Annotated in this window: 14 protein-coding genes; 2 read left to right on the top strand and 12 right to left on the bottom strand. The window is 42.6% G+C overall.

Translation table 11 applies throughout. From position 1 onward, the window contains the following. Positions 1–39: 39 nt before the first annotated feature. Entirely contained in the window at positions 40–654 is a 615-nt protein-coding gene (lexA, locus tag HMPREF0240_RS14895; protein WP_009004251.1) for a transcriptional repressor LexA, read from the bottom strand. A 236-nt stretch (positions 655–890) separates the two neighbouring features. Between lexA and HMPREF0240_RS14890 the strand changes: the two genes are divergently transcribed. Further along, positions 891–1,268, top strand: a complete 378-nt coding sequence (locus tag HMPREF0240_RS14890; RefSeq protein WP_083806246.1) for a LysM peptidoglycan-binding domain-containing protein — start codon at positions 891–893, stop codon at positions 1,266–1,268. 188 nt (positions 1,269–1,456) lie between these two features. Here HMPREF0240_RS14890 and HMPREF0240_RS14885 read toward each other — a convergent pair whose 3' ends face one another. The 3 genes from HMPREF0240_RS14885 to HMPREF0240_RS14875 all read right to left on the bottom strand — a co-directional run bounded on the left by HMPREF0240_RS14885 (position 1,457) and on the right by HMPREF0240_RS14875 (position 6,738). Beyond that, on the bottom strand, positions 1,457–3,367 hold the full coding sequence (locus HMPREF0240_RS14885; RefSeq protein ID WP_009004249.1) for an ABC transporter substrate-binding protein: 1,911 nt from the start codon (positions 3,365–3,367) through the stop codon (positions 1,457–1,459). Positions 3,368–3,369: 2 nt separating this feature from the next. Then, entirely contained in the window at positions 3,370–5,664 is a 2,295-nt protein-coding gene (locus tag HMPREF0240_RS14880; RefSeq protein ID WP_009004248.1) for a GGDEF domain-containing protein, read from the bottom strand. A 69-nt stretch (positions 5,665–5,733) separates the two neighbouring features. After that, a complete protein-coding gene (locus HMPREF0240_RS14875; protein ID WP_157134253.1) occupies positions 5,734–6,738 on the bottom strand; it encodes a GGDEF domain-containing protein in 1,005 nt (334 codons plus the stop codon). Positions 6,739–7,225: 487 nt separating this feature from the next. On the opposite strand from HMPREF0240_RS14875, the gene HMPREF0240_RS14870 reads away from it, so the two are divergent. Next, complete coding sequence (locus tag HMPREF0240_RS14870) at positions 7,226–8,293, top strand: tyrosine-type recombinase/integrase (protein WP_009004246.1); 1,068 nt, start codon at positions 7,226–7,228, stop codon at positions 8,291–8,293. A 28-nt stretch (positions 8,294–8,321) separates the two neighbouring features. Here HMPREF0240_RS14870 and zwf read toward each other — a convergent pair whose 3' ends face one another. From zwf to HMPREF0240_RS24850, 8 genes are all read right to left on the bottom strand, one after another. Further along, positions 8,322–9,719, bottom strand: a complete 1,398-nt coding sequence (zwf, locus tag HMPREF0240_RS14865) for a glucose-6-phosphate dehydrogenase (RefSeq protein WP_009004245.1) — start codon at positions 9,717–9,719, stop codon at positions 8,322–8,324. A 1-nt stretch (position 9,720) separates the two neighbouring features. Next, on the bottom strand, positions 9,721–11,127 hold the full coding sequence (gene gndA / locus HMPREF0240_RS14860) for an NADP-dependent phosphogluconate dehydrogenase (RefSeq protein WP_009004244.1): 1,407 nt from the start codon (positions 11,125–11,127) through the stop codon (positions 9,721–9,723). 27 nt (positions 11,128–11,154) lie between these two features. Further along, positions 11,155–12,213, bottom strand: coding sequence for a beta-propeller fold lactonase family protein (locus tag HMPREF0240_RS14855; protein WP_009004243.1), 1,059 nt, complete (start codon positions 12,211–12,213; stop codon positions 11,155–11,157). A gap of 234 nt (positions 12,214–12,447) precedes the next feature. Further along, complete coding sequence (locus HMPREF0240_RS14850) at positions 12,448–12,948, bottom strand: arsenate reductase ArsC (RefSeq protein ID WP_347462615.1); 501 nt, start codon at positions 12,946–12,948, stop codon at positions 12,448–12,450. A 24-nt stretch (positions 12,949–12,972) separates the two neighbouring features. Beyond that, entirely contained in the window at positions 12,973–13,320 is a 348-nt protein-coding gene (locus tag HMPREF0240_RS14845) for a thioredoxin family protein (protein ID WP_035313587.1), read from the bottom strand. Positions 13,321–13,514: 194 nt separating this feature from the next. Next, positions 13,515–14,528, bottom strand: coding sequence for a permease (locus HMPREF0240_RS14840; protein ID WP_009004240.1), 1,014 nt, complete (start codon positions 14,526–14,528; stop codon positions 13,515–13,517). Positions 14,529–14,615: 87 nt separating this feature from the next. Continuing rightward, positions 14,616–14,927 carry a metalloregulator ArsR/SmtB family transcription factor gene (locus HMPREF0240_RS14835; protein WP_009004239.1) on the bottom strand — a complete coding sequence of 104 codons (312 nt, stop codon included), beginning with the start codon at positions 14,925–14,927 and terminating at the stop codon, positions 14,616–14,618. Positions 14,928–15,057: 130 nt separating this feature from the next. After that, positions 15,058–15,315, bottom strand: a complete 258-nt coding sequence (locus tag HMPREF0240_RS24850) for a drug resistance transporter EmrB/QacA subfamily (RefSeq protein ID WP_009004238.1) — start codon at positions 15,313–15,315, stop codon at positions 15,058–15,060. Between the last annotated feature and the right edge of the window lie 198 nt (positions 15,316–15,513).

The raw sequence follows: 15,513 nt of genomic DNA, 5'->3' as shown, positions 1-15,513 counted from the left end.
GTCTGGCGTTATAAAGATATCCCCGCTCAGGATATGCTTTTAGAAAAAGCGGAAGACTCCGATAACCTTTCCAAGAATTGAGACTTCTTTTACTATGATAGGCTCCATGTAGTCGTTTTCAGGCTGGAGACGGTATACGCCTTCTTCTTTGTAGAAGGTCTTGACGGTGGCCCCGTCTTCTACAAGTGCAACTACCATATCACCGTTGGATGCGGTATGTTCCTGTTCTACGAGTACCATGTCGCCGTCCAGAATTCCTGCGTTGATCATACTTTCGCCCTTTACAGTCAGCATAAAGGTCTGCTTGTTCGGCATGAATTCCATGGGGATCGGGAAGTAGTTCTCAATGTTCTCCTGGGCCAGCAGCGGCTCCCCTGCGGCTACACGGCCGACAAGCGGAACATTCACCACCTCGCGTCTGGTCAGGTTGAATGTATCATCTAATATCTCTATGGCTCTGGGCTTCGTTGGATCACGCCTTATATATCCGTTCTTCTCCAATGTCTCAAGATGAGAATGTACGGATGAAGTAGACTTTAAATTAACAGCCTCACAAATCTCGCGTACAGCAGGGGGGAATCCCCGTTCTAATATCTGTGATTTTATGTATTCTAATATCTCCAGCTGCTTTTTGCTGATCTTACCCTGTGACATATAACCCTCCTTAATCCGTTAAACCCGACAGCTCAACTCATTCTATAAACATAGTACCATAGTTAAAATTAAAAAGCAAACACTTGTTGCGAAAATATGTTCGAAAAACAGCAAAACAGTATTGACAAACATTTGTTCGTGTTATATAATTTAAGGCATGAAGAACAAATGTTCGATACAGCATAACGAGAGGGAATAAATTAATCAAAAGAGAGTTATAACGGGGGGAGCCGCAGATGAGGAGAGAAAGAAATCGTTCAATGGTATGTGTAACTGAGAAGCGCACGGTAGATCATAAGAGAATCCTGGTATTATGTATCACAGCAGTATTTTTTATATTTGGAGCATGCACTTTGTTCGGAAATCTTTTGATTTCAGCACACGGCAGCCGTACAGAGGAACCTGTTAACTTTAAGTATTTTAAGAGTATTGAGATTCAGCCGGGAGATACTTTATGGGATATCGCTGAAGAATATATTACAGAAGACTACAAATCAGTTACAGAATACGTCATGGTATTAAAAGAGATGAACTCACTCAGCACAGATGATATTCAGGCGGGCCAGAATATCATGATTGCCTATAACGACACGGAGTTCAATAGCCAGGAATAAACAGACTGGTGAAAGAAAGTCTGACAGGCCGCTGGATAAACAAAGCTGAGTGACAGAAGTTATTATAGAAGGATCAATTTACTATTTACTGTTATATAGATAAAGGTATCAATATACATCCCTATGTATTGATATATAAACTCACCCAGAGACAGTCTGCAGAACACCCCGCAGACTGTCTCGTTTATTTATCTCATACCATGAACGAAAACCAATCGCCCGTCGCGGACAGGAGAGAGGAGAGCGGCAGATTCAACGGCTTTGGATACAACGTCATACGATAAAATATTGGATTTTTCACAAGTTTCAAGGTATTCTTCCGGCACTGAGCCTTCAGTTACAGTAATCGTATAAATGCGTTCTGGGTCGATTTCGGTGCCATCTGACGCAGTAATCTTTTTCACCCGGTTACCAGGCTCTGCAGTTGGGTCGAATTTCATTTTAAGTCCGGATATATAGTAAAACCACCCCTTTTGGTTGTTCTCAACGCTGATCGAGTATTCCAGTGTTTTAAGAAGATTTTCGCCTGTGATAGTGGCCTTCCACAACGCCCCGTTATCGTTGGATTTTAAATCAGGCATAATACGGTTTATATCAGTAAGTGTTATATCACCACCATAGATCCGACCGCTGACACCCTTGCCATTATATTTACCGTCCTTACCATTATCTAAAAACAGAGCAAACTCGCTGTCTCCCCATTCCTTCATTGTATCTGCAACAAAATTGCCGGTCTCAGTGAGTGTGAAATCCTCGCTTGCACTGCCCAATACCAACGCTGCTGCAGGCGCAGGCGGATTGACGTTCTGCTTGTCTACCATGGTAATTACGTCTTCTTTGGTCAGAGTGCCGTCAAGAAGGCCTGCAAGTCCTGTACGCAAAGCCTGCTGTGAATTTTTCAGGGTAGGAAACACTGCATACCGCCCATTACTAAGTGCTGGAACAAGCGCATCCATCTCGGACGGGATGTTCTGTTCAAACCCTATAAGGCTTGAGAACATGCCGTCTGTATCCGCTGTGAGAGCCTGTTGTCCATCAGGAGTGGATATGTAATTCATAATTTCCATGACTATATCATATTTGTCCTTGTTTTCCGGTTCGGCTAACTGCTTATTCAGACCAATATAGCAAACCATATACAGGCGGGCCCAATCGCCTTCATCGTAGGGATTGAAAAACGGCATCAGCGCGAATTCATCGGTTGTTCCTGTTTGCTGGTATCCCATTTTTGCCATTAATGCGGAATCTTCCACCATAGCACACTGCCGTGTAAATAGCATCTTTTCACGATCGGAATAGTCGATGTCCAAATCAGACTTTTTCCAAACCCCTGCATCTGCCATTTGCATAAATACGTCAAGTGCGCCACTGAAATGCTCGCCAAAGCTGCCATTTCCCTGATTATAGCTGTCGATCCACTGCAAGTCCTTTGGGGTGCTGAAATAGCTGCCGAAGTTATAACCAGTAAATGCGGTATCAAGCACCTCACTATTTTTAAATCCAAGTTGAATTGAACGAATACCACTTTGCTCAATAGTCCTGCACAACTCAACAAAACCATTATAATCAGTTGGAACTTCCCAACCGTTCTCCTGAAACAGGGTCTTATTATATACAATACCGCGCACCTGAGCAGGACCCGGCAGATAATACAGCTTTCCATCTCTTGAAATATCATTGAGCACAGATGTGTTATACCGATTTGTAAACTCCATGCCGGAAAGATCGAGCAGGGTTTCACTCCAGTATTCTTCGCCCACATTAAGAGGCCATGTCATGACAATATCTGGAATATCATCATGTTCAAGACGTGCAGCGTATTCATCAATTCCCATATCACGAGTGTAGTTACCCACTTGAACCAGGTTAACGTTGGGAAAGCGTGCTTCAAGTGCTTCCTCGAATCTGCTAATGGAAAATGCATATTTTACCAGCACACTAATGGTAGTTTTTCCTTCGGCAGAAGGCTTTTGAGTTAAAACATCGCCGCTATCCGTTATATCCTTTTTTCGCAGGGACAGGGATAATACTATAGCTATTATCAATGCGGCAATTATTACACAGCAAAGTATATATTTATTCCTTTTACCTATCTTCATAATCAGCCTTCCTGACTTTTTTCCCTGTCATCATGCAGCAGCTTTTCGAATGAGGGGATATCCATTGGTTTTGCAAATACATAACCTTGAATAAAGTCACAATTTACACGTTTCAGCATATCCACCTGACTGCGCTCCTCAACACCTTCCGCAACAGTCTCCAGTGACAAAGCCTTTGCCATTCTGATTATATTAGTTACAACAGCTTCTGTGCGGCTCATGTCAATGTCATTTCCATGGAAAAATATCTTATCCAGTTTTAGCACATCTACAGGGAGGTTTTTTATCAAATTCAGGGATGAATAGCCACTTCCGAAATCATCCATTGAACATTTAAATCCTGTCTCCTTAATATTGCGGATAATATCAATAAAGCTGGTGTCATTATCAAATATCATGCCTTCGGTTACTTCGATTTCGATGAGTGAGCGGTCTATGTTGTAGTTATCGGCAATCCGGCAATATTCAAAGATAAAGTTCTTGTCCTTAAAATGCAGGCGGGAACAGTTTATCGAAACTCTTATAGGATCTATACCATTATCAATCCAGCGTCTTAAGGTAGAACATACTGTTTCAAATACAAACAGATCCAGTCGGATGATAAATCCGTTTTTCTCAAACAGAGGTATAAATTCATCCGGGTAAATCATGCCTTCATTGGGGCTTTTCCACCTTACAAGTGCTTCAGCACCGCCGATCTTTTCTTCGGGAAGACGATATTTGGGCTGCAGAAACACCATAAATTCGTTATCTTTAAGGGCGGGTTCCATTCTGTCTTCCAGCTCTTTTTCACGCAGCATCTGCCGGCGTACTGCATCGTTATAGAAAGCACAGCGCAGTTTATTATCTATTGTATGCGGCGTTTCACGAAGGGCAAGTTTTGCCCTGTCAATCATCTGCGGGAAGGAAGTAGTAGTGTTTTCAATGACATATATACCAAATTCCATTTGCGGCAGTTTCCAGGGCTTCTTTTGTTCCACAGCGGTTTCTTCCACCTCTGTGCACCATTGTCCAAATCTACTTAGCAGGTCGCCTTCGTCATTAAACTCAATCAGCATACAGAAATTATCCGCGAACTGCCTGCCGATAACTTCATATTCCGAAATTTTACTGCAAAGAAATTCACTGATAAATCTTAGGATGGAATCGCAGTTGATACGGCCAAGTTCATCATTTAATATCTTGAATTTGATGATATTGGTATACACCAACGCATAATGTTTATTAGGGTGTTCAGACAGCAGGTTAGCTGCCGACTCGTAGAACCGCTGAATTGTATTGCCTCCGGTTACTTCATCAACATATGCAATCTGTTCCAGCTTGCGTTTATGATTGTTAAATATATAAAACAGTGATGCCGACAATCCTGCAAAAGCAACGGCTATCATACCACAAATAATCAAGGTTGATTTCAGCAGAAGATTGGACTTTTTATTTACAACATCCTCTGGTACAAACGACAGCAGGTACCAGTCATTTGTAGAGACAGGAGTGTATATCATATATGTTTCTTTTCCGTCAAGATTAAAGCTGATCTGTCCGGAAGTTGAGGTTGAGATTTCCTGAATCACATCACTCAATTTTTTTTGAGCCGTGATATCGGCATTTTGCAATGTTGAAAATATGTTATAGCCGCTCTTGAAAGCATGAGGAGATGAAGAGCGCACAATAACTGTACCATTCTTGTTTACTATTTGTGAATAGGACTGGTCGTTAAAAGCGCTCATTGAAAGTACCTGGTCAAAAGATGACGGGTCATAACTCACTGCAAGGGCAATGACATTTTCATTGTCAATTTTTACATTGTTAAGCGGCACGGAAAACAGGATATACTCCTTATTTTGTATATACTGTTCAGTAGACATAGCGTCAAGCCCATTAAGCAGCGAATTCCGCACATTCTTATCAAGGGTCAGAAAAGTCTGTGTATCACTCAAATCATGCGCTGTACCATCCTCGTTGATAAGAAAAACCTGCTCGTAGTTTAACCCTTTTTTCTGCTGCTGGAGAAGTTCGTTTGCAGGCTGTATCTCATCAATGCCAGAGTATTCAAGGGAAGCAGCCATAGTGTGCAGGAGGGAATAGGTATTGCTGACTGTGCGGTCTATATTTTCACCGATACGCCGGGAAATCTCCTGCAGATACTGTTCACTTTCTTCCTGTATCGTGGATGAGAGATTGCGGTAATATTGAAAACTGAATACGGCAATCAATGCACAAATAAGTGAGAAAATCAAAAATGTCCTTCTGTATATCTTAACAAAAAATAACGAGTTATTCCTTACTTTCCGTTTCATCCTGGTTCTCCTTGCGGTCATTTAAAATAAAGAGATGTTCTTATATATTCATTTGTCTATTATTTATGTTCATTCTCCAAAAAAAGAATAAGAATTTTTACCTTTTCGCTTTGCAGCATAGAGTGCTTCATCGCTTTCTTGGTACGCTGTTTCAAATGTTTTTCTATCTTTAGAATTAGTAAATGTAACACCGACACTGACAGAAAAACGATAATCCGGGATATCTGGAATAGTAAGATCAGAAATTTTAAGCATCATACGATCGATACATTTTTTAGCGTTCTCCTGATCTTTTAAGTTTTGCGAAAACACCATGAATTCGTCCCCGCCGAAACGCATAACCACATCATTTTCCCGAAATGACTGTTTTAAGCAAGCGGCGATGGTTTTAAGTACCATATCTCCATTTGCATGCCCGTATATATCATTAATATCCTTAAAGTTGTCCAGATCAATCAATAAAAACATCCCCATTTTGAAATGGTTTATCAAAAGTCTGATTCGTTCCTCACCGGCACGACGATTGTAAAGTTCCGTTAAAACATCAGTCTCTGCCATGATTTTCATTTCCATCGCATATTCTACATTATCAATCCGGTCTCGCAGAATTAAGCAATTAACACCAAGTCCAAGTACAGTGAATAGCACCAGATCGATCATATCCGCTATAAACATCTCTATCGTCTTTGATACATAGCAGCATACAGTATAAATGGCTGCGTTTGAAAGAATGAACAGAATAATCCTCCAGGGCTTATCTAAAATAAACATTGGCAGTACACACAGAAATACCATAATCGTTATTGATGGCTGCGCCGGGTCTCCAAAAGTACCTATGATAATCCCCATTGCCATAACAGGAATTAACCACAGGTAAAAGGCTTTTGTAGCATTTTTAAAATATATTCCCGAAAATCTTATTACAAGATACATAATTATAAAATATGCCCACATAATAAGAAACTCTGTATTGAATGTGAAAATATCACGCATAATCCAGCCAAATGCAATGGCAATGGACATCATTGTAATGCCTAAAACAGAAAACGCCCTGAGATTGTTCGTGTTTTTCACAGACACCTCTGCGGAACACCGTTCAATGGATTTCCCATAGAGAAATTCCGTCCACGTTCTTTGCTTATTTTTCATGTGATTGTACTCCTATACGAAGTTCTACCTGCGAAAGAATAAATTACTGACAATTAGAGATCAAATATAATGCCAATTTGTAAATCTATGGTAGCAGCCATGGATAAGCATCTCGGTAAAGGTTCTGTTGTCAATAGGGCGGAGTTAGAAACTACTTCGGTTTCAAAATTAATTGTTTATATTGTACCGGACGGAGCGTAAAAAAGCAACAAGAAAAGATTTTTATATGCCTTCTATACATGGGTCATTGTTAAAAACAGTAAATGAGTCTGGATAGAAGAGAAATAGATCTATACGACAAATACCGATTTTTCCAATAGATATGGACAGAGTAATTCAGATATGCTATAATTAGCTCAACTGCAAGGCTTTTCGGGCCTTTTACATATATTTATTAAGGGGGAATTCTTAAATGTCCGCAAAGGATCCTAAAACATATCATGAACAGACTTACATTGATAATACATTGCGCCTCAGAGAAATCCTAAAGACGATGCCGCCTTTTGCAAAGGATTATTTCCGCGCAATTGAACCTAAAAGTTCTGCTAAAACGCGTATTTCTTATGCCTATGATATCCGGATTTTCTTTCATTTTTTAATGGAAAATAATCCGGTTTATAAGAACTATACAGTGGATCAGTTTACCGTGAAGGATCTGGAACGGATCGAGCCGGTTGATATTGAGGAATATCAGGAATATCTGAAGGTTTACAAAGGTTCTGAGGATAAACAGATAACGAATACAGAAAAAGGCCTGGCGCGCAAGATGTCTGCTCTGCGGAGCTTCTATGCCTATTTCTTTAAACATCAGGTAATTGAGAAAAATCCAACATTACTCGTAGATATGCCCAAGCTTCATGATAAAGCGATTATACGCCTGGACACGGATGAAGTGGCCAGTCTTCTGGAATACGTTGAACACGGCGGCGATGACCTGACCGGTCAGCGTAAAGTATACTTTGAAAAAACTAAAAACAGGGATCTGGCAATCTTAACATTGCTTTTGGGAACAGGTATTCGAGTATCTGAATGTGTGGGGCTGGATATTCAGGACGTGGACTTTAAGAATAATGGAGTTAAAGTTACTCGAAAAGGCGGGAATGAAATGGTTGTTTACTTTGGTGAAGAGGTTGAGAATGCCTTAAAGATGTATCTGTATACAACAAGGAAGTCTACTGCTCCCCTGCCCGGCCATGAAAATGCATTATTTCTTTCAACCCAGCGCAAACGGATTGGCGTGCAGGCGGTTGAGAATATGGTGAAAAAGTATGCACGCCAGATTACGCCGAACAAGAAAATTACGCCGCATAAGCTTCGCAGTACCTATGGTACCGCCCTCTACAAGGAAACCGGGGATATTTATCTTGTGGCAGATGTTTTAGGCCATAAGGATGTTAATACCACGAAGAAACATTATGCGGCTATTGATGAGAACCGGCGCAGGCAGGCTGCGGGGGCTGTGAAGCTGCGGGAACCTTAGACTTCTTTCTGCCTGGAAAGGTATCACTTTATTCAAACCATACGTGTCCATGTTCGCCAAGCAGCTGATCTGCCGCTTCCGGCCCCGTGCTTCCCTGGCGGTATGAATGAACCGGTAGTCCATTCTGGTGATACTGGTCCCTGATAGTATCCACATACTTCCAGCTTGTTTCAATCTGATCCCACTGTGAGAACCAGGCACGCTCACCACGGATACATGCGCCAATCAGCCGCTCATATGCCTCAGGAGTATTCATCTGATTGATAAAGGAACAATTCTGACAGAAATCCATTTTTGCCTGAACCACTTCTTCTGACTCTCCGGGTTTCTTTATATTAAACTGGAGATATACCCCTTCTGTCGGCTGTATTTTGATGTTCAATATATCAGGTTCCACTTCCGGCACAGGGCTTTTGAAGACGACTGCGACCTGCATCTCCCGTTTTCCAAGCTTTTTTCCTGTGCGGACATAGAATGGCATTCCTTTCCATCTCTCATTTTCGACCATCAGCCGGACTGCTGCGTATGTCTCGGTGATTGAGTTTTCGTCAATAGCGGGTTCACTTCGGTACCCGTCATACTGCCCAAGAACAACGTTTTCTCTCACTTCTTCGGGCATGCGGAGGGCCTTCAGAACTTTCATCTGCTCCCTGTGCATATCCTCCACGGCAGATCCCTCCGGCCGCTCCATTGCTACAATGGTGAGTATCTGGAAGAGATGATTCTGCATCATATCCTTCAGTGCTCCGCTGTGATCATAATATCCGCCTCTTGTTTCTACACCCACCTCTTCCAGCGCGGAAATCTGAATGCAGTCTATGTGGCGTGCATCCCATACATTACTGAAGATGGGATTTGCAAAGCGGATGGTCTGAATATTTCTGACCATCTCTTTTCCTAGGTAATGGTCAATTCTATAGATATGGTCCGGTTTGAAAAATTTCTCCATCGTATCATTTAAACTTGCCGCTGCCACGAGATTTTCCCCAAAAGGTTTCTCGATGACGACCTTGCCGGTCTCGGCGCCGGATACCATCTGAAGGCCCTTTACAATATTTTCAAAGAACCGGGGAGCTACTGCAAAATAAAAAATATGCTCCAGCTCCATATCACCTATACTACGGTAAAATGCATCCAGACCCGCATATGCCAACTCATCGGTGAAATCCATGCGGTAGTAAATGATTTTCTCAGCAAGTCTGTCGTAAATCTCTTCTTTATATCCGAGTCTCGCGAATTTTTCTACCCATCCGCGGGCCATCTCCCGATATTCTCCGTTCGTGTACTCTCGTCTTCCGATAATGATAATCCGTGTGCAGAAGGCTTCATTTTGGGAAGCTTCCATATTGTAAAATGCCGGTATCAGTTTCCGGAATGTCAAATCTCCAGTACCTCCAAAGATCGTAAAAATCTGTTCTTTACACATATTAAAACCTCCAATCGTGATGGAAGATTCCTCCCCTGTCTGTCCGCTCGTAGGTATGTGCCCCAAAGCAGTCCCTCTGTGCCTGAATAAGGTTGGCTCCGACAGGCATTCCTCTGAATGCGTCGATATATGACACCGCCTGGCTCATTGCAGGAAGTGGAATTCCGTTCTGAATTCCCATGCTCATGATATCTCTGAGACTCTTCTGGCCACGGTTTACGCCTTCCATGAAGAAAGAATCCATCATCAGATTCTTAAGCTCTCCATTTTTTTCAAATGCTCTTGTAATATCATCCAGAAATTGCGCCTGTATGATGCAGCCGGCGCGGAAAATCGCTGCAATCCTGCCATAATCCAGATCCCATCCATATTCTTTGGATGCATGGGAAAGCAGGTCAAATCCCTGTGCATATGCTGCAATTTTGGCTGTGTAAAGTCCTTCTCTCACATTTTCTTTAAATACTGCTTTGTCTGGAGCAAGCGTTGGTTCTGGACTCTCAAACAGCTCTTTGGCCGTCTTTCTCTCATCAATGTGGTTGGACATAATTCTGGCATTGCATGCTGCTGTGATCATCGAAACATTGACTCCCTGTTTCAAAGATTCCAGGCTGGTCCAGCGCCCGGTTCCTTTCTGTCCTGCACTGTCCAGAATATAATCTACCAGTTCTCCATCTGTAAGATCATCTTTTTCGCGGAAGATACCTGCTGTTATTTCAATCAGATAACTCCTCAGTTCGCCTTCGTTCCACTCTGCAAATGTATCTGCCAGCTCCTCATTTGTAAATCCGCCTGCGTATTTAAGGAGCAGATAAGATTCCGCAATCAGCTGCATATCCGCATATTCAATCCCATTGTGTACCATTTTTACATAATGTCCCGCTCCGTCCGGCCCCATGTAGGCACAGCATGGTTCACCCTGTGCTTTTGCTGCAATTGCTTCCAGAATCGGTGCGATATGGCGGTACGCTTCCCTGTCCCCTCCCGGCATGATAGCAGGACCAAAACGAGCTCCCTTCTCTCCTCCGGAAACACCTGTTCCAAAATAAAAGATTCCTTTTTCCCTCAGGCTTTTTTCACGCCCTCTTGTATCTTCAAAGAAAGAGTTTCCGCCATCCAGAATCATATCTCCTTCCTCAAGAAACGGAAGAAGCTGTTCGATCACCATATCTACAGGTTTCCCAGCCTTTACCATGATCAGAAATTTTCTCGGTCGTTCCTGTGATTCCACAAGCTCTTTCATATCGTAAAAGGGAATAAAATTCTCATGAGGATGCTCCCTGAGAAGTTCCTCCGTCACTTCCCGGCTCCGGTTGTATCCCCCTACCATAAACCCATGGTCAGCCATATTCAGAGCAAGGCTTCTCCCCATAACTGCAAGTCCAATGACCCCTATTTCTGTTCTCTTCATCGAAATACCTCCTTTAAGTTATCGTTGTTATGCCAGTACAAGCGCTACCGCTTCCGGCATCTTTATACGGCTTTGCACCTCTTTTAGTTTTCCTGTTTCACTGTCCCGCCCGATACTTACAATTCCACCTTCCCGGCGGTTTGCCACAACCATGAACTTTTCATTTTTGCTTAAAATAAAGTCACGCGGATGCTTTCCTTCGCAGGATGCAAGCTGAATGACAGCTGCTTTGTCATGACTTACATCTATTACAGCCAGCAGATCTCTTTCGCGCACAGAGATATATAGAAATCGTTCATCCTTCGTCAGCCGGATTGCCGCTGCTGCAGCCTTTTCAGAATAGCCCCCCATCTTCTCTTCTCCTGGAAGAACAGAGATTGTCTGCTCAAGCAGAAACTCTCTGCCGCGAACTTTAAATATAAAAAGTTCATTGCTCCATTCGCTCACTACATAAAGTCTTGTGTGTGCCCGATTGAAAACACCATGTCTTGGACCGCTGCCCTTTGGAAAATGGATCTCCCCCGCCGGAACAAATTTCTGCTCTTTGCTGAACAGCCGGATTCGGTCCTGGGTAAGGCATGGCACCATTACACAGGAGTCATGCAGCAGGATCTGGTGGCAGCCGGCTCCTTCCCCATTCTCAATCCTTTTCACAACCGAAGGTTTTCCTTCTGCTATATGATAGACCATAACCGTCCCTTCATGGTAATTGGCTGTATAGACAAAGTTTCCATCCTGTTTGATGTAACAAGGCGTCTGGTTTTCCATGAGCACTTCTCCGGCGCATTTCTTTATTGTTCCGTGAGACAGCTCAAGAAAACAGGTTCCGGCCCTTCCTTCCTTTTCATCAGGAATGACCATCCAGTTATCGCATAAAGATACCCATTTGGAATTCTTTGCCTCATAAAAAAGTTCCGGTGCTGTCATCTCCCCGCTCTCATCATCAAAAGAAAAACGATATATTCCTCTGCTCCCCTCTGAATAATATGTCCCGATATATCCGTCAGTAAAATGACCTGCGTGATTTTTGCTATAAGAAGCCGCCCTCTTCGCAGCCATCTGTTTATGAGTCACTTTTTTGTCCACATTTCCACCGCCTTTTTGTTATATTCTTACCTCTTAACTGTAAGTATACTAATTACAGTTAGGAAAGTCAAATACAATTTGTAATCTTCTTTATTATTATTATTCCCTTTTAAAGAAAAAACTCCGATTTTAGACATTATCTTCATAATGTCTAAAATCGAAGTAATAATCCGACTATGTTTCATTCACCATACCTAAGGCAGTTATCTCCAGATTGTTCCTTAAGCCCAGCCATTAACGTATTAATTTTTGCCTTAGTTTCAGGATGTTTTCTTCAATCAAATGAATCGTCACCAGAAAATCCTCATCGCCTTTTCCGGACGGATCATCAAGCCCCCAGTTCTCGGTATATTGAGACGGAATATTCGGACAGCTTACATTACACCCCATAAAAACCACCACATCCGGCTGCGGAATATCAGAAATCAGCTTATTACATTGCTCCTTCTCCATATCAATTCCATAAACTTCTTTCACCAGCCGTACTGCATCAGGATTGATATGGTCCTTCAATTCCGTCCCTGCAGAAAAGCTCTCAAATACATCCGAAGCCATCTTCTTACCCAAAGCCTCTGCAATCTGACTCCGGCAGGAATTATGCACGCAGATAAAAGCAACTTTAGGCTTTCTTATCTCAGGGTTCGATTTATATACCCCGTGCCTGCACATATCATTACATGTCATACACCCTGCACATTCATCGTAATCAATGACCGGATACCATTCTTTGCTCATACCGAAACCTCCATCTTTCTGCTATCATCCTCTTACTTTCTGCAGGAGCTTAACTATCTCATCCTTTTTCAACACTTTACCATAAGCAACGGCTTTTCCATCCACAACAAGGGCCGGTGTTGACATCACCCCATATGCCGCAATCTGTGTAAAATCCGTAACATGGTCAATCGTAGAATCCATTCCCAGTTCCTCCAAAGCAGCTTTTACGTTGGCTTCCAGCTGATTGCATTTGGCACAACCGGTCCCTAAAACCTTAACGGACGCGCCCTCTTTCTGTGCTTCCTTTGCCTTTGCCATGCTCTGCGCATCACAGTTTCCTCCGCAGCAGCAGCCTTCTGCCTTTTCTTTCTTCTTGCTAAATAATCCCATATCATATTCTCCTCACATTTTTTTGTTTGCAATATCGTTTCCCAATTATTCCCCCTGTACCCTGATTATTTCATCTCAACAGAGATCCGAAATCCCAGAGTCTCCAAAACCGGAGTCAGTTCCTTCACCGCCTCTAAAAGCGTAGAATCTGTTGCTTTGCACCGCTGCCATTTATCATTCCTCCTTCGTTCCGTTTATATAAATAGAAATGCAAATGCATTAAACAAGTAACCAACAACAATGATACCAACCGTTACGATTCCCACGAAAGTTGCCATTAGCTTCGGCTTCACGGCCTTACCAAGCATAATCATAGATGGAAGGGACAATGTAGTAACGGCCATCATAAATGACAGAATTGTTCCAAGCCCTGCCCCCTTCGCCAGCAAACTTTCCGCAACCGGAATTGTTCCAAAAATATCGGCATACATAGGAACACCTACAATTGTTGCAAGAGGAACCGAATAAAAATTATCCCCGCCTAAAACACTCTGAATCCATGCTTCCGGAATCAAATTATGAATAGCCGCCCCAATACCTACACCTACAAAAATATAGGGCGCAACCTTTTTAACTGTGGAAACCACCTGCTCCTTCCCAAAATTCATCCGATCTCTTACTGTCAATTCCGGCGAATCCGAATCCACATTGCCTGCCTGACGGATAAAATCCTGTACCTGGTCCTCCATATGGAACTTTTCAATCATCGTACCGCCAACAACAGCAATTACTAATCCTACAATTACGTAAGCAACCGCAATCTTACCGCCAAATATGCTCATCAGCAGAACCAGTGAACCAAGATCCACCATAGGAGATGAAATCAAAAAGGAAAAAGTAACACCAAGCGGCAGTCCCGCACTGGTAAATCCCATAAAAATCGGTATCGAAGAACAGGAGCAGAACGGAGTGACGGTTCCCAACAGCGCGCCTAAAATATTCGCCCAGATTCCATGAAACCTCCCCAATATCTGCTTACTTCTTTCCGGTGGAAAGAAACTTTGGATATAAGAAATAAGAAAGATCAAAACAGACAGCAGGATGAAAATCTTAATCGTATCATAAATAAAAAACTGGAGCATGCCACTCACTTTAGACTCCATATCAATCCCTACGGCACTTAACCCATTGCCAATCAGGACATTCATCCACTTCATCCCCAAAATCTGGTCCTGGAAAAACAGCCAGATATTCTCTAACACCTGCATAGCAAACCCTCCCTTTTTTAGTTGGACAAATACATTCATTTTTTTCGATGTGTCCATCTTATAAAAAGCCATCCTCCGATGGCTTATTTATCCTTTACAACAATCTGTGTTTTCCGCAACATGATTCGTTGATGTCAGTATCTTAAGCAATTCACCTGCATACTCCGCTCCCTGTGGCTGAATGGAATAATGGGTCCATTTCCCTTCCTTTCGGCCAGTAACAATACCCGATTCACAAAGTATCTTCATGTGGTGGGATAACGTGGACTGGCTGATATGCAATTCCTCCAACAATTTGCAGGCACACTTCTCACCAGTACGCAGCATCTCCAATATCTGCAAACGGTTCACATCACAAAAGGCTTTAAAAACCATGGCATCTTTCGTATGCTCTCTCATCTCTACCACCTCACATTCATTTATTTCGATATATCATAGTATATGCTTCATATTCAAAAATGTCAATATGTTTTGTGGATATTTTATTTCCTTTTAAATACCAACTCCATAAAAAGTATGCCTCCAGGACTTACTTTTTCCCCTTCCCTTTGATACCGAATACCGCAAGGCTTAGTAAAATCAAAGTAGAACCGCCCATGCAGAGGAATGCGATCTTAACGCCGAACATGGGGGCCTGTTCACCATAGGTGCTCACAGTGTTCTTCCCTACTGTATTCATAATGCCTACAAACACGGCCGACCCAATTGCTCCTGCAATTGTCCGAAGCGATGTCAAAAGGGCTGTCCCGTGTGCTGTCAGCTCCTGTTTTATGTGTGTGCCAGGCATGGCACTAATCTAGCTAGTGAAAGTCTAGTCACGGGTATTTACCGCCAAGTGTAGCGGAGCGCAAGTTGGCATCAGTAATGATGTGGATGAAGGAAGCGCATAGCAAAGTTCACGAGCCTACGAACAGAAACTTGATAAGGCGATGAGGTGGGTAAGGTTGCACATCAAACCAAAGCCCGAAAGGTAAACGTATAACCG

It is taken from the genome of Clostridium sp. D5 (assembly GCF_000190355.1).
GTDB lineage: Bacteria > Bacillota > Clostridia > Lachnospirales > Lachnospiraceae > Faecalicatena > Faecalicatena fissicatena_A.
This window is presented reverse-complemented; position numbering and strand designations above follow the sequence as displayed.

Excerpts from the sequence above, each read along its gene's own strand:
- lexA (WP_009004251.1), bottom strand. The coding sequence starts at position 654 with ATGTCACAGGGTAAGATCAGCAAAAAGCAGCTGGAGATATTAGAATAC.
- HMPREF0240_RS14890 (WP_083806246.1), top strand. The coding sequence starts at position 891 with ATGAGGAGAGAAAGAAATCGTTCAATGGTATGTGTAACTGAGAAGCGC.
- HMPREF0240_RS14885 (WP_009004249.1), bottom strand. The coding sequence starts at position 3,367 with ATGAAGATAGGTAAAAGGAATAAATATATACTTTGCTGTGTAATAATT.
- HMPREF0240_RS14880 (WP_009004248.1), bottom strand. The coding sequence starts at position 5,664 with ATGAAACGGAAAGTAAGGAATAACTCGTTATTTTTTGTTAAGATATAC.
- HMPREF0240_RS14870 (WP_009004246.1), top strand. The coding sequence starts at position 7,226 with ATGTCCGCAAAGGATCCTAAAACATATCATGAACAGACTTACATTGAT.
- zwf (WP_009004245.1), bottom strand. The coding sequence starts at position 9,719 with ATGTGTAAAGAACAGATTTTTACGATCTTTGGAGGTACTGGAGATTTG.
- gndA (WP_009004244.1), bottom strand. The coding sequence starts at position 11,127 with ATGAAGAGAACAGAAATAGGGGTCATTGGACTTGCAGTTATGGGGAGA.
- HMPREF0240_RS14850 (WP_347462615.1), bottom strand. The coding sequence starts at position 12,948 with ATGAGCAAAGAATGGTATCCGGTCATTGATTACGATGAATGTGCAGGG.
- HMPREF0240_RS14845 (WP_035313587.1), bottom strand. The coding sequence starts at position 13,320 with ATGGGATTATTTAGCAAGAAGAAAGAAAAGGCAGAAGGCTGCTGCTGC.
- HMPREF0240_RS14840 (WP_009004240.1), bottom strand. The coding sequence starts at position 14,528 with ATGCAGGTGTTAGAGAATATCTGGCTGTTTTTCCAGGACCAGATTTTG.
- HMPREF0240_RS14835 (WP_009004239.1), bottom strand. The coding sequence starts at position 14,927 with ATGAGAGAGCATACGAAAGATGCCATGGTTTTTAAAGCCTTTTGTGAT.
- HMPREF0240_RS24850 (WP_009004238.1), bottom strand. The coding sequence starts at position 15,315 with ATGCCTGGCACACACATAAAACAGGAGCTGACAGCACACGGGACAGCC.